Raw genomic sequence first — 14,053 nt, 5'->3', positions numbered from 1 at the left:
CGCTAGAGTGTCACGTACGGTTCTGTGAGAGGGTGCAGGGGCAGTTCCTGTGCTCTACTCGATTAACAAATGAGAGATTTAACACTAATTCAAAGCTCTCATTAAAAAAACGGAAGAGTGTTCTTCGGAAGTTTTACCACGTTCATAGTAATGACACAGGTTAATATATTTTAAGTAATAGGGCTACTTGTAACATGGTTTGAGTCTAGATACTTAGGATATAGGATTGTGTTATTCTAAAGTTATATTGAATATAACTAGCACGCAGAAAAGCATTATTAGATTGATTATCATCAACTTATTTAAATTATTAATTGATCATTAGCAACCCTCTTCCTCTAAAAACTTACAATAAAAGCAATTACATTGTCAAATGATATAAAATAATTGACAATGATACAAAATAATTCTATTTGTGATTTAGTTCAAGATAATTGAATTAAGAATTGATTTTTTTTAACAATATGTTATTTTTTAAACAGATCAGACCTGTCTGCCTGGTCTTATCTTTTTGAATATCTACTGCTTTAGGTTTTTTTACTAATTCACACAATAAAATCCTAACTCATTAAGCCATGAAATCCCGATTATCAAAAGGTCAGAGTATTAATGTCTATCAAAAGAATGTCTGTTGTACAACAAGCTGTAGAGTTAATTGAATCTAAAATTATAAATAAAGAGTGGCTGCGCTCTGAACAACTGCCTTCACAGAATGATTTATCAAAAATTCTAAACATCAGTCGTGCTTCTTTAAGAGAAGCGTTATCAATTATAGAATCTAAAGGGCTAATCAATATACAACCCGGTAAAGGAGTTTTTGTAATTGAGAATACCTTACAACAACGAGAAAAATGGCCCTATGCAGAATATTCTTTAAAAGATGTATTCGCTTTAAGGCATGAATTAGAAGGTTATGCGGCTCAGATGGCCGCGCTTCATGCCACTAAAAACGATATAAAAAAGCTACAAACGAGTATCGAACAGTCTAAAGTGGCTGCGCTGGACGGCGATTTGTTGACTGTTCAAATTTGTGATGTTGATTTTCATAGCCAAATCATTAATTTGGCCCAAAATAATTTACTATTAGATGTGATAAAAAAAATTAGGAAGCCCGTCGATAGAAGTCAATCTCCCCCAAAAGGAGATTATGTAATGTTGGCACCAACCCTCAAAGAACACGAAAATATTTTTCAAGCCATAAGCATGGCTAAACCTGAATTAGCAAGAGCAGCGATGCAGAAACACATTATTAATGCAGCGCTGCGGGCTAATGTGAAGTTATAACTTCTACTGATGAAACGTATTGAACTTTTAGTAATAACAAAGTTAATGGTAAAAAATATACGTATTATTATATCTTTAGATTCGCTATATCTAATCTTAACAAAAGGAATGTCCCTATGAAAAAATTTGCATTGACTATGACGGCAAGCTTATTAATGATGATGAGTCAAGCTTCTTATGCTGACTCTCCCAAAACATTGAAAGTATGCACTGAAGCAAGTCCTGACGGATTTGACTATTCTTTATATCATGCTAACTCAACAGCGGATGCGTCATCTGAAACTATTTATAATCGTCTAATTGATTTTGTTCCTGGTACTACGGAATTGAGGCCAGCACTCGCTGAGCGCTGGGAGATTAGCGAGGATGGCAAAACGTATACTTTTCATTTAAGACAAGGTGTTAAATTTCATACGACTGATTGGTTTACACCAACTAGAGAATTTAATGCTGATGATGTGGTATATAGCTTAACTCGGCAATTAGATGAAACCAGTCCATGGTATAAGACTGCTGCGCAGGGGTGGTTCTATGCACAAGCAATGGATTTTAAAAACCTAATAGAGTCCGTTAAAAAAATCGATGAGCACACTGTCGAAGTTAAATTAACTCGCCCAGAGGCTCCATTTCTTGCAGATCTTGCAATGGGCTTTACCTCAATACTTTCAAGTGAGTATGCAGCTCAGTTAGAAAAATCTGGCAATCTTAGAGACATGGACACTAAACCAATCGGAACAGGTCCATTTGTTTTTAAACGTTATAACAAAGATCAAATGATTCGTTATCAAGCCAATGCAGATTATTTTCGCGGCAAACCAAAAATTGATCAATTGATTTTTAGCATAGCACCTGATGCCTCTGTGCGTTTACAGCGTTTAAAAGCTGGTGAGTGTGATGTCATGCTTTATCCAAGTCCACAGGATTGGGCTGCAATTGAAGCAGACGAGAAATTAAAATTAGTTAAAGGCAGTGCTTTGACAACTTCATATTTACAACTAAATACTCAAAAGCCGCCACTAGATAATAAGATGGTCAGACGAGCTCTTGCTTTAGCTGTAGATCGTCCGAATTTAATAAATGTTGTAACTGCTGGTGCTGGTGCTCCAGCAACTAATCCATATCCTGAAACGCAGTGGAGTTATAACGCTGATTTACCTAAATTTGAACTGAATATAGAGGAAGCAAAAAAATTACTCGCTGAAGCGGGTTATCCTGATGGTTTCAATACTGAAATTTGGGTTAGACCAGGAACTAGTGGGTCTAATCCGAATCCTAAATTAACAGCCGAAATCTTACAAGCGGACTTCAAAAAAATTGGCGTAAATGCAGATATTAAGACTATTGAATGGGGTGAATTATTACGCAGGGCAAGAGATGGTGAGCATACTACAGCAGTTTTGGGATGGGCTTCGGATAATGGTGATCCTGATAATTTTCTATCTAATAACTTCTCTTGCTCAGGATTAGTGGATGGCAGTAACTTCTCTCGTTGGTGTGATGAGGAATTTGATAAATTGCTAAAAGATGCAAGAGCTGAAACAAATCATGAGAAACGTGTAGAAATGTATCGTCAGGCACAAGCGATGTTTAATGATACTGTGCCTTGGGTTACGTTGTTCCATCCTTTAAGTGCTTTAGCTGTTAACAAAAAAGTAACGGGTATCGTTGCAAGCCCACTTACTTTAAATAGTTACGCTGATGCAGATATCATTGAATAATTGTTCTCTTAGGAATGACTATTTTTACAGTCTATACTAAATAATTTAGCAGAGAGAAAGGTATATGTTGAATTCATCTCTCTGTTAAAAAGAGAAATCTGATTTAATGCATTAAACATATTTTTAGCAAAGGACATTCCTATGATCTCTTTAGAAACGAATCAACTAAATGCGCACGTTAGTGAAATTAGTAATATATTGAATGTAATTAATTTACTTAATTGGGATGCAAGTACAGGCATGCCTGAAGGGGCGAGTGAAAATAGAGGAAAACAGATTGCAACTTTAAGCCAATTAGCGCAAAAAATTATTTTATCAGATGAATTATCTGGGGCTTTAAAAGTAGCTGAAAGTAAAAATGACCAAACTATATATGATATTCGTAGCCAAAAAGCTTTGCGTGATGCCATTGACCATTTTAGTAAAATACCAGCCAGTTTAGTTGCTAAGCAAGCTCAATTAAGTGCTGAAGCTGAAACAGCATGGCGCGAAGCAAGAGCTAATAACGATTTTAAAAAATTCCAACCTTTTTTAACACAAATCATTGATTTAAAGAGAGACATCGCTGAACGAGTAGGTTATGAAAACCACCCGTATGAAGCCGTGACCAATGAGTTTGAGACAGGACTAAAAGTACCTATTTTGCAAACGCTTTTTAAACAATTACGTGAAAGATTAGTGCCACTGGCAAAAAAAGTTCACGCTGCTGAAAAACCTGATAACGAATTTTTATTTAGGCATTTTCCTATAGAAAAACAATATCAGTTTTCCACTGCATTAGCGAAAAAAATCGGTTACGATTTTTCCAGAGGTCGCTTAGATACTACTACGCATCCATTTGAAATCTCAATGACCCGTGAAGATGTACGTATAACAACTCGTTTTAATCCAAATTTTTTAAATGCTGGTGTATTTGGTACTTTGCATGAAGCAGGGCACGCAATATATGAACAAAATGTTGCTCCTGAATTAAGCGGTACACCTTTAACACTCGACCTATTAGGATTGTATGCTGTTGCAGGTACTAGCTATGGTGTCCACGAATCGCAATCGCGGTTATGGGAAAACCGAGTAGGACGCTCTTTTGAGTTTTGGCAAAATCACTTCGGATTATTAAAAGATACCTTCAAAGGATCTCTTGATGATGTTTCTTTAGATACATTTTATCGCGCAATCAATCGTTCAGAGCCAAGTTTTATCCGTGTTGAAGCTGATGAATTAACTTATGATCTTCATATTATGCTTCGTGCAGAAATCGAAATGGGACTCATGGATGGCTCTTTACAGGTAAAACAACTACCAGAATTTTGGCGTAGTAAAATGCAAGAGTATCTGGGAATATCACCTGATAATGATACCCAAGGTGTATTGCAAGATATACATTGGTCGAAGGGGATGATTGGTTCCTTTCCGACTTATACTCTAGGAAATGTAATGGCGTCTCAGTTTATGGAAGCCGCTTTAAAACAAAATCCACAAATAAACAACGATTTGTCAAATGCCCAGTATGATTCATTATTAAATTGGCTAAGAGATAATATACTCAAGCACGGAAGAACATACACTCCAGATGAACTGTTAGTTCGTGCTACAGGTAAATCTCTTGGTCCAGAATATTATCTTAAATATTTAGAGGTTAAATTTTCTAACATTTATAGACTGTAATAAGCTACTTTTATTGTCATTTTAAAAGACTCAGATTGGTCAATAGTTAGATAGATAATATGTTAAAGACAGAAGTATTAAATGAGAGATGCCTGTTCTAAATCGACTAAATGAGTTCGATTTTTTAAGACTCTACAGTTTAAAAATTTAAATAAAGGAAAAGCCATTAATGAAAATTGCAGATATGAATTGGATGCAAATTGAAGAGTATTTAAAAACTGATGATAGGGTTGTTGTGCCTTTGGGTAGTGTTGAACAGCACGCCTATCTCAGTATGGCTGTAGATATGATTCTAGCCGAAAAAGTTGCTGTTGATGCAGCTGAACCTCTAGGTATACCTGTTTATCCTGCCATCCCATTTGGTATTACCCCTTATTTTGCTGGTTTTGCTGGAACAATCACACTAAATGTGAATACATATACTGCGTTGATTAGAGATATTCTTGACAGTTTAAAGCGATCTGGTTTTAAGCGTATTGTACTCGTTAATGGTCATGGAGGAAATCAACCCGCTCAAAGCGCTGCAGCTGAATGGATGTTGGCTAATCCAGAAGTTAAAGTTCGTTTCTATAATTGGTGGAATGCACCAAAAACCTTAGCTAAAGTACGTGAAATAGATCCTACTTCTTCCCATGCATCTTGGATGGAAAATCTACCTTGGACGCGTTTAGCGCATGCTAATTCACCAGATCAACGTAAACCCGCTATTGATTACCAACGTTATGGTGTGATGAATACCCAAGAATCTAAAGAATATTTAGGCGATGGTAATTTTGGTGGTTGGTATCAACGCTCGGCTGAAGAGGAATTAGAAATGTGGAATATTGCTGTTCAAGAAACTCGCGATATCCTTGAAGGACCTTGGTGTTAAATACCATTGTGCCTCTAAATAACTTCATAAAATTAAAAAAATTGTTAAAGACTTTATCTAATACAATTGAGTCTTAACCTAAGTAAGCCAAAAGTAATTTCAGTGAATAGAGCGAGGTGATTTGTGCAGGAACAACCGATAGTAATTTGGGGAGCAGGTGCGATGGGAGGAACCATCGCAGCCTATCTTATTCGTGCTAAGAAACCGGTAATTTTAGTTGACAATAACCCAGTGCACGTCAATGAAATCAATTTAAATGGACTTAAGATCAGCGGTCCTATTGACAATATTACTGTGACTGCCAAAGCTTTTTTACCAGAACATTTAAATTCACATTTTTCAAAACCATTCGACACTATCTTTTTGTGTACAAAAGCCTTACATACCGAAAGTGCATGTTACATGATAGCTCCTTTTTTAGATGAAGATGGTTGCGTATTATCCGTACAAAATGGTTTGAACGAATTAACAATTTCCAAAATATTGGGCGAAAAAAGAACAGTTGGTTGTTTTGTTAATTTTGGAGCAGATATTTTGGAAGCAGGTCATATTCACTATGCAGGCCGTGGCGCTGTTGTTGTAGGTGAACTTTCAGGTCAAAATACAGAACGACTGCAAAAACTTCATGCGCTAATGCAGTTATTTGAACCTAATGCGATCACTACTGATAAAATTTTCAGTTTTTTATGGGGCAAGCTCGCCTATGGTGCGCTACTTTTTGCAAGTGCACTTACCAATGAATCCATAGTAGATATTTTGGCAGCACCACAATACCGCAATGTATTAATTGCTTTAGGCAAAGAGGTTTGTTGTGTTGCTAAAGCTCTTAATATTCCATTGGAGGGCTTTAATGGCTTTGAACCCCTAGCGTTTATGGCAAACTCTTCGATTGAAGAAAGTGAAAAATCTATGGATGCGATGGTTAAATTTAATCAAAATTCCGCCAAAACGCATAGTGGAATATGGCGTGATCTTGCCATTCACAAAAGAAAAACAGAAGTGAATCAACAATTAGGCGTCATTGTTGAAAAGGCAAAAGAAGTCGGTGTGCCTACCCCTTTGCTTAAAGCCATCATTTCAGGAATTACAGCGATTGAAGACGGACAGCCTCTGTCTTTAAAAAATCTTGACCGTGTTGCTGCTTTGGTAAATTAATTTTTATAAACAGATATTTCCACATGAACATAATTTGGAGTCATATTTTAATTAATAGGAGTCACGATGCAATACGATTTTTCAGAACAAACCGTTGTTATTACTGGAGCAGCCCAAGGAATAGGCCGAGCAATAGCTCGTGCTTTTTCAGATGAAGAGGCACATGTCTGGTTGTGCGATATTGATAAAGTTACTTTAGATGAAACATTAAAACTTTGTACTGAACATAGCATCACAGGTAAACCTAATAAAGGAAAGATTAATGCCCATGTGGTGGATGTAACAATTCAACAAGATGTACTAGCTTTTGTCGAGCGTGTAGGCAGAATTGATATTCTTGTTAACTGTGCAGGGGGGGTACGTGGTCAAGAAGGCAGGCCTATTGAAGAAATCACTCCTTCAGATTGGCACGCTTTATTTCAAGTAAATACGGACAGTACATTTTGGTTTAGCCAAGCAGTCACGCCTATGATGAAAAAGAACACCTTTGGTCGCATCATTAATATTTCTAGTGGCGCAGGTCTAGGGATCAGTTTAACTGGTATACAAGCTTACGCGGCTTCAAAGGCAGCACAAATTGGATTGACTCGTCAGCTTGCGCATGAATTAGGTCCATTTGGTATTACAGTTAACAGTATTGCTCCCGGATTTGTGCGTTCTAATCCAAGCAGTGAGCGTCAGTGGCAAAAATTCGGTCAAGATAAACAGCAGCAGATTCTTTCCGGTATAGCGATGCGTCGCTTGGGCGATCCTAAAGATATAGCAAATGGCGTATTATTTTTTGCTGCAAAAGAGTCACAGTGGATAACAGGTCAAATTTTAAGTATAGATGGCGGTAAGTAAAAACGAAATCACCATTTTTAGATTAGCATCTTAAAGTAAGACATTCATAATTTATTTTTTAGGTAAAAGCGAATGCTGACATTTATTTTTAAACGATTAATAATGCTTATTCCTACGTTTATAGGGATTACATTATTAACTTTTAGTTTGGTTAGGCTTATCCCTGGTGATCCTGTCGAAATCATGATGGGTGACCGCGGTTTAGATCCTGCATATCATGCAGAAGTTCTAAAAAATCTGGGATTAGACAAGCCTTTGCACATTCAATATTACAACTATTTATTGGATGTGCTGCAAGGGAATTTTGGTCGTTCATTCATAACACAAGAAACAGTGTTAAGTGAATTTTTAGAACGATTTCCTGCGACATTTGAGTTAACACTTTTTGCCATGATATTTGCCATAATTTTAGGGATCCCTATGGGAGTATTAGCAGCGGTTAAACGAGGGTCGATTTTTGACCATGGAGTTATGGGTTTATCGTTAACTGGTTTTTCAATGCCTATCTTTTGGTGGGCACTGATTTTGATCATGTTTTTCTCCGTTAAACTGGGTTGGACACCAGTTTCTGGTCGGATCAGCTTAGACTTTGACATTGAACCAATAACAGGGTTTATGCTGATAGATTCATTTTTAGCTCAAATTAATGATCCTGATTACAACAAAGGCGCATTTATTGACGCTCTAAGGCATCTTATTTTACCCACTATTGTGCTTGGAACTATCCCTCTTGCAATTATATCGAGAATGACGAGATCGTCGATGCTAGAGGTGTTAAAAGAAGATTATGTTCGTACAGCGTATGCAAAAGGGCTATCTCCATTGAAAGTCATTTTTGGTCATGCACTTAGAAATGCGTTGATTCCAGTTGTCACAGTAATTGGTTTGAGTGTGAGTGCCATGTTAGGCGGTGCAGTATTGACTGAGACACTGTTTTCTTGGCCTGGTATTGGTAAATGGTTGATTGAGGCGATAGGGCGTAGGGATTATCCCATTGTTCAAAATGGTATATTGTTAATAGCAATACTTGTCATTTTAACAAACCTTATCGTAGATATATTCTATGGAGTAATTAATCCACGTATTCGTCACGGTAAATCTTGAGGTAATTAGGGTATGACTGAAAAAATAAATATTACATCACAAGCGAGTGATCAACTTGATAGATTTGGTTCTGCACAAACTAATTACCCATCTCCAATACGTACATTTTGGCTAAGCTATAGTGCTAATCGTGGGGCTGTTTTTGGATTGTTTTTCATGCTACTAATTATTATAGCGGCAATATTTGCTCCTTTAATTGCACAGAACGATCCTATAACACAATTCAGAGGGCATATACTGCAACCACCTAGTTGGGAAGAAGGCGGTTCTATCAAGTTTTTACTAGGGACTGATGAAGTCGGTAGAGATATTTTCTCTCGTATCATCTATGGTGGCAGGCTATCACTATTTATTGCTGTTTGCTCCGTATTTATCGCTGTAATTCCAGGGGTCATATTAGGGTTACTGGCTGCATTTTTTCCAAAATATATTGGTGCTGCGATAATGCGAATTGTAGATGTAATGTTATCCTTGCCGACACTGCTACTTGCAGTTGCGATTGTTGCAATACTAGGGCAGGGCTTAATTAATGCGATGATAGCTATAGCGACTGCCTCATTGCCTGCATATGTTAGATTAACTAGAGCTACGGCTATGACTGAGTTAAATCGAGATTATGTCCAAGCTGCACGTGTGGCGGGTGCTAATACATTACGCTTAATGTTTGTTACCTTATTACCTAACTGCTTAGCACCACTTATTGTACAGATGACCATGGGATTTTCTTCTGCTATTTTAGAAATTGCGGCTCTGGGCTTTCTTGGTTTAGGAGTTAAGCCACCAGATCCTGAATGGGGTACTATGCTTGCTTCTGCCCGTGAATACATTGAACGCGCCTCTTGGATTGTTACATTTCCAGGATTGACAATTTTATTTTCAGTCATCTCAATTAATTTAATTGGCGATGGTTTGCGTGATGCACTCGATCCAAAATTAAAACAAGCCAGATAATGTTTGATTCTACTAATAGTTTTTGGCTGTTATCTTAATTAACAATTGAAATGGTAAACAATGGCATGTTAAAAAATAATGAAGAGTTAGCAACAAAGAAAGATTTCTTGCTTGAGATAGAAAATCTATCTGTTACGTTTGGAAAAGGTGAAAATGCCTTTAAAGCTATTGATAAAATTAGCCTCCACGTAAAGACGGGAGAAGTACTTGGAATTGTAGGAGAATCAGGTTCAGGAAAATCTGTTACGATGATGGCGTTGATGGGATTACTTGATAAGCAGGGTAAGGTCACGGCAGATAAAGTCCATTTTGTGGGTACCAATTTACTTGAAATCACTGCTAAGGAACGCCGTACAATTGTCGGAAAAGACATCGCTATGATTTTTCAAGATCCAATGACCTCACTTAATCCTAGTTATACGGTTGGTCGGCAGATTATGGAAGTATTGAAGCTTCATCAAAATCTGAGAGGTAGAGCGTTAAAAGCTCGTGCTATAGAGCTATTGCAAATGGTAGAAATCCCTTCTCCAGAAACCAGATTAGATAGTTATCCCCATCAACTCTCGGGAGGGATGTGTCAGCGTGTAGTCATTGCGATGGCAATTGCCTGTGGACCCAAGCTATTGATTGCAGATGAACCCACAACGGCGTTGGATGTAACGATACAAGCGCAAATTATGACATTGCTAGTAAATCTGCAAAAAAAACATAATATGGCACTTATTTTGATTACCCATGATTTAGCAGTTGTTGCAGAAATTGCTCAACGAGCTGTTGTGATGTATGCAGGTGAAGTGATTGAAGTGGCAGATGTACCTGAACTCTTTTATCACCCTCGCCATCCTTATACTGAGGCATTACTCAAAGCAATACCTGAGCATAGCAAGGGATCTCTTCGCTTGAGTTCGCTACCGGGAATTGTACCAGGCCAGTATGATAGGCCTAGTGGATGTTTATTATCTCCTAGATGTTCGTATGCAAAAGAGGGGTGTTCAACGACAAAACCTCTATTAAGATCATATGATGCTATGGTTGCTGAGCAGGCGCAAGGAGAACATTCTGTTAATGACTCATTAGCAAATAAAAATAGCGAGGTGCGCTGTTTATATCCTTTATCAACGCCGATAAGTCGGCAGAATGTTGCAGGAGTCTGAGTATGGAAGAACAAACAATTCCGTTAGAAGTAAACGCATTAACCCGCCATTATGACGCCCCAACTTCCCTGTTTAGTGGTGGTATGTTTTGGAAAAAACATCAGCAAGAAAGTCAAGTTGTAAAAGCCTTAAATGGTGTGAGTTTCACCCTACGCAAAGGAGAAACATTGGCTGTTGTTGGTGAATCTGGGTGTGGAAAATCAACATTGGCTAGGCAATTGACTTTATTGGAGATACCAACTTCTGGAGACGTGATAATTAACGGTAAAAGCACTACTAATCTCTCATCTCAGTCACTAAAAGCTTTGCGTTCAAAAGTCCAAATGGTTTTTCAAAATCCATATGCGTCTTTAAATCCAAGAGCTAAGATAGCAAAACAATTAGAAGAACCTTTAATTATAAATACCACATTATCTTCATTTGAAAGAAAAGAGAAAGTCAAAGAAATGATGAACAAAGTGGGTTTAAGGCCAGAATTTGCTGAGCGTTATCCGCATATGTTTTCGGGAGGGCAAAGACAGCGTATTGCGATTGCTCGCGCTATGATGCTAGAACCTCAAATAGTCATAGCGGATGAACCTACATCAGCGCTTGATGTCTCCATACAAGCCCAAGTGCTCAATTTATTTATGGACTTACAAGATTTACTAGATACCAGCTACGTATTTATTTCTCATAACTTATCAGTGGTAGAGCATATCGCTTCGAATGTTATGGTCATGTATCTTGGGCGAGCTGTTGAAATAAGCACCAAGGAAACATTATATCAAACGCCGTTGCATCCTTACACTAAAGCCTTACTTTCAGCAACACCTATGATATATCCTGAAGATAGGCGCATAAAAATCCCTATTGTTGGTGAGCTGCCAAGCCCTCTTAATTTACCTGACGGTTGTGCATTTCATAAGCGTTGTCCATTTGCTACGGAGCAGTGTAAAGTACAAACACCAGAGCTACGGACCATAGGAACATCTCAAGTAGCTTGTCATCATGCTGAGGAAATCAATTGAAATAAAAAAACGATGAAAATAATTTAAATAATGAAGATTTACAAAAACTTAAATATCCTCTTAATCGAGTACAACATTAACGAAAACACCCTTAAAGCATTAAATTAATTTCACATTTAATGAGTTAATCCCAATAAATAAAAGGTAAAAAAACATGAAACAAAAAATTACACCAGTAATAGTAATTCACGGTGGGGCGGGTGTGATAAGTAAAAAAGTACTTACAGAAGATCAATTACTAAAATACCATAATGAGCTATCTGCAATTCTGCTAAGTGCCCAGCGAATTTTGGAAAAGGGTGGAAGTGCAGTTGATGCAGTGACTGATGCTGTTGTAGGTCTAGAAAATTGCCCTTTATTTAATGCAGGACATGGAGCGGTTTTTACACATGGAGCAACACATGAATTAGATGCAGCAATCATGGATGGAAGAGATTTAAATGCAGGTGCTGTTGCTGGCGTATCCCATATAAAGAATCCGATATTAGCAGCAAAAAAAGTGATGCAACGAAGTGATCATCTCTTATTTATTGGTGAAGGAGCAGAGATCTTTGCACGAAAAGAAGGCGTAGAAATGGTTGAATCTACTTATTTTTCAACTGATTTTAGACGCCAACAGTTAAAAAATGCAATTGAAAATGATTCAGGTTTCGTTTTAGATCATGATGGCACATTGCCAAATAATCTAACAGATAACGAAGAAACCCCAATTGATGAGAAGACTAAATTTGGTACTGTTGGGGCTGTAGCCATAGATATTCATGGAAATTTAGCAGCAGCTACATCAACTGGTGGAATGACTAATAAGCAAATAGGTCGGGTAGGGGATACTCCTATCATAGGAGCAGGAACCTATGCTAATAACGAAACGGTTGCAATTTCTTGTACAGGCACAGGTGAAATGTTTATGCGAGTTGTTGTTGCGCATGATGTCAGTGCGCTGATGGCATATAAGGGATACAGTTTAGAAGAAGCGACTAATGAAGTAGTTATGAATAAATTGGTAAAAATTAATGGAGAAGGTGGATTAATTGCAGTTGACTCCCTAGGCAATATCAGTCTTTGTTTTAACAGTGAGGGCATGTACAGAGGATACGCATATACTGGTCAAAAACCTGTGACTAAGATATTTAAAGAATAAAAGGAAATGTTAAATGGTAGATTAGTTTTTTACTAATTTTATAAATTAAAGTTGAAAAAATTGTTGAAAATTCAATATAAAGTCACTTAGACTTTTTCTTCATACACTATTTAACTTTATTGCTAAAATAAATTGATAAACTCTATGAATCAAAATAATGAGATGGAACTTGGAATTACTTTATAAATTATTAAAAAAAAATAAAATAAAATAAAATAGGACTGAATATGAATAAATTAGTTGATAAAGAAGACTATGAAGAAGAACTGGTTAATATACTCTCATATTTAAAAACCCAGCAACCTAATTTGGTAAAAAAGTTAAGTGCACCTTTTATACCCAATATAAAAGAAACCAGTCGTGTTGCAATAATAGGGCAAGAAACTAGGGGTTGGCTTTCTAGTTTAGATTCTCATTTATCTATAAATCGAAGTGCAAAAGAGTTGATTAAATTGAGTGCAGAAAAATATGAATCTATACAAAGTTTAAATAAACAAGGCAGAAGTAAATTTGGTTGGTTGACTATTTACACTAGAAAAATATTGGGAGAACAACCTCTTTGGTTAAATTTTTATGGATTTGACTATAAACGAGGGGCTATAAAACACATCAAAAATAAAGAAATAATTGATGCAATAGCTAATTATTCCTTAAAAAAACTCGTGAAAGAAATTAAAATTGCAAATGCTAAAGTTTTAATTTTTGCTGGACAGTATGATGGTAATTTTCCTGCATTAAAAAGAGAACTTCAGATAATAAATACTGAGGTAATTGAATCTGGTAAGTACCCTGTAGAAAAGTGGGATGATCTTTTTATATTAAGGATCCCTCATCCTGCTGCGAGAAATATTAAAAATAAAAATCAGATAATTAAAGCTAAAATTAATCTAGCTAAATCCCTATGAACACGGGGGGGTAAATTTCCATCAGCTTTTTAAGTTTTGTGATCATTTTAAATTATCCCCTTGTTAAAATAAATTTAGCCGATTTTCTAAAATTAATATCAAATACAGATTTCATCATTTTTTCCGTCATCGGTGCTTCCTTTTTTTTAAATGGCGCTAATCGCAATAAATTCAGTGTTTTTCTTCTTAGAGATGCTAATTTTTGCTGTGCTCCTATCATGAACTGCGCTTTGATCTTCCGCTAATAGCCAT

12 protein-coding genes and 1 pseudogene are annotated in these 14,053 nt (G+C 36.7%); 12 read left to right on the top strand and 1 reads right to left on the bottom strand.

The features are described 5' to 3' along the window. Positions 1-609 precede the first annotated feature (609 nt). From ACFFIT_RS08840 to ACFFIT_RS08785, 12 genes and pseudogenes are all read left to right on the top strand, one after another. On the top strand, positions 610-1,284 hold the full coding sequence (locus ACFFIT_RS08840; protein WP_385877294.1) for a FadR/GntR family transcriptional regulator: 675 nt from the start codon (positions 610-612) through the stop codon (positions 1,282-1,284). Positions 1,285-1,400: 116 nt separating this feature from the next. Further along, a complete protein-coding gene (locus tag ACFFIT_RS08835) occupies positions 1,401-3,002 on the top strand; it encodes an ABC transporter substrate-binding protein (protein ID WP_385877293.1) in 1,602 nt (533 codons plus the stop codon). A gap of 141 nt (positions 3,003-3,143) precedes the next feature. Next, the gene (locus ACFFIT_RS08830) at positions 3,144-4,667 is read left to right on the top strand and encodes a carboxypeptidase M32 (RefSeq protein ID WP_385877292.1); all 1,524 of its coding nucleotides are present in this window, start codon (positions 3,144-3,146) and stop codon (positions 4,665-4,667) included. Positions 4,668-4,836: 169 nt separating this feature from the next. Then, positions 4,837-5,538, top strand: a complete 702-nt coding sequence (locus tag ACFFIT_RS08825) for a creatininase family protein (RefSeq protein ID WP_385877291.1) — start codon at positions 4,837-4,839, stop codon at positions 5,536-5,538. A gap of 123 nt (positions 5,539-5,661) precedes the next feature. After that, positions 5,662-6,693 (top strand): ketopantoate reductase family protein, encoded by a 1,032-nt coding sequence (locus ACFFIT_RS08820; RefSeq protein WP_385877290.1) that lies wholly within the window; start codon positions 5,662-5,664, stop codon positions 6,691-6,693. Between the two features lie 66 nt (positions 6,694-6,759). Continuing rightward, on the top strand, positions 6,760-7,536 hold the full coding sequence (locus ACFFIT_RS08815) for an SDR family NAD(P)-dependent oxidoreductase (protein WP_385877289.1): 777 nt from the start codon (positions 6,760-6,762) through the stop codon (positions 7,534-7,536). A gap of 72 nt (positions 7,537-7,608) precedes the next feature. After that, on the top strand, positions 7,609-8,640 hold the full coding sequence (locus ACFFIT_RS08810) for an ABC transporter permease subunit (protein WP_385877288.1): 1,032 nt from the start codon (positions 7,609-7,611) through the stop codon (positions 8,638-8,640). Positions 8,641-8,652: 12 nt separating this feature from the next. Beyond that, positions 8,653-9,591 carry an ABC transporter permease subunit gene (locus tag ACFFIT_RS08805; protein ID WP_385877287.1) on the top strand — a complete coding sequence of 313 codons (939 nt, stop codon included), beginning with the start codon at positions 8,653-8,655 and terminating at the stop codon, positions 9,589-9,591. 65 nt (positions 9,592-9,656) lie between these two features. After that, positions 9,657-10,616 (top strand): annotated as a pseudogene (locus tag ACFFIT_RS08800) (ABC transporter ATP-binding protein); the annotation flags it as partial. Between the two features lie 131 nt (positions 10,617-10,747). Further along, positions 10,748-11,755, top strand: coding sequence for a dipeptide ABC transporter ATP-binding protein (locus ACFFIT_RS08795; RefSeq protein ID WP_385877286.1), 1,008 nt, complete (start codon positions 10,748-10,750; stop codon positions 11,753-11,755). Between the two features lie 154 nt (positions 11,756-11,909). After that, positions 11,910-12,896 (top strand): isoaspartyl peptidase/L-asparaginase family protein, encoded by a 987-nt coding sequence (locus ACFFIT_RS08790; protein WP_385877285.1) that lies wholly within the window; start codon positions 11,910-11,912, stop codon positions 12,894-12,896. Between the two features lie 227 nt (positions 12,897-13,123). Next, the gene (locus tag ACFFIT_RS08785) at positions 13,124-13,801 is read left to right on the top strand and encodes a hypothetical protein (RefSeq protein WP_385877284.1); all 678 of its coding nucleotides are present in this window, start codon (positions 13,124-13,126) and stop codon (positions 13,799-13,801) included. A gap of 52 nt (positions 13,802-13,853) precedes the next feature. Here the strand turns inward: ACFFIT_RS08785 and ACFFIT_RS08780 are convergent, their stop codons facing one another. After that, entirely contained in the window at positions 13,854-14,021 is a 168-nt protein-coding gene (locus tag ACFFIT_RS08780) for a hypothetical protein (RefSeq protein ID WP_385877283.1), read from the bottom strand. Positions 14,022-14,053: the final 32 nt, after the last annotated feature.

The sequence above is a fragment of the Thorsellia kenyensis genome (assembly GCF_042432445.1).
Classification (GTDB): Bacteria; Pseudomonadota; Gammaproteobacteria; order Enterobacterales; family Thorselliaceae; genus Thorsellia; species Thorsellia kenyensis.
Note: the sequence above shows the minus strand (reverse complement) of the source record. Positions and strands in the feature narration are given on the sequence as shown.

Excerpts from the sequence above, each read along its gene's own strand:
- ACFFIT_RS08785 (WP_385877284.1), top strand. The coding sequence starts at position 13,124 with ATGAATAAATTAGTTGATAAAGAAGACTATGAAGAAGAACTGGTTAAT.
- ACFFIT_RS08780 (WP_385877283.1), bottom strand. The coding sequence starts at position 14,021 with ATGATAGGAGCACAGCAAAAATTAGCATCTCTAAGAAGAAAAACACTG.
- ACFFIT_RS08790 (WP_385877285.1), top strand. The coding sequence starts at position 11,910 with ATGAAACAAAAAATTACACCAGTAATAGTAATTCACGGTGGGGCGGGT.
- ACFFIT_RS08795 (WP_385877286.1), top strand. The coding sequence starts at position 10,748 with ATGGAAGAACAAACAATTCCGTTAGAAGTAAACGCATTAACCCGCCAT.
- ACFFIT_RS08840 (WP_385877294.1), top strand. The coding sequence starts at position 610 with ATGTCTATCAAAAGAATGTCTGTTGTACAACAAGCTGTAGAGTTAATT.
- ACFFIT_RS08810 (WP_385877288.1), top strand. The coding sequence starts at position 7,609 with ATGCTGACATTTATTTTTAAACGATTAATAATGCTTATTCCTACGTTT.
- ACFFIT_RS08805 (WP_385877287.1), top strand. The coding sequence starts at position 8,653 with ATGACTGAAAAAATAAATATTACATCACAAGCGAGTGATCAACTTGAT.
- ACFFIT_RS08825 (WP_385877291.1), top strand. The coding sequence starts at position 4,837 with ATGAAAATTGCAGATATGAATTGGATGCAAATTGAAGAGTATTTAAAA.
- ACFFIT_RS08830 (WP_385877292.1), top strand. The coding sequence starts at position 3,144 with ATGATCTCTTTAGAAACGAATCAACTAAATGCGCACGTTAGTGAAATT.
- ACFFIT_RS08815 (WP_385877289.1), top strand. The coding sequence starts at position 6,760 with ATGCAATACGATTTTTCAGAACAAACCGTTGTTATTACTGGAGCAGCC.
- ACFFIT_RS08835 (WP_385877293.1), top strand. The coding sequence starts at position 1,401 with ATGAAAAAATTTGCATTGACTATGACGGCAAGCTTATTAATGATGATG.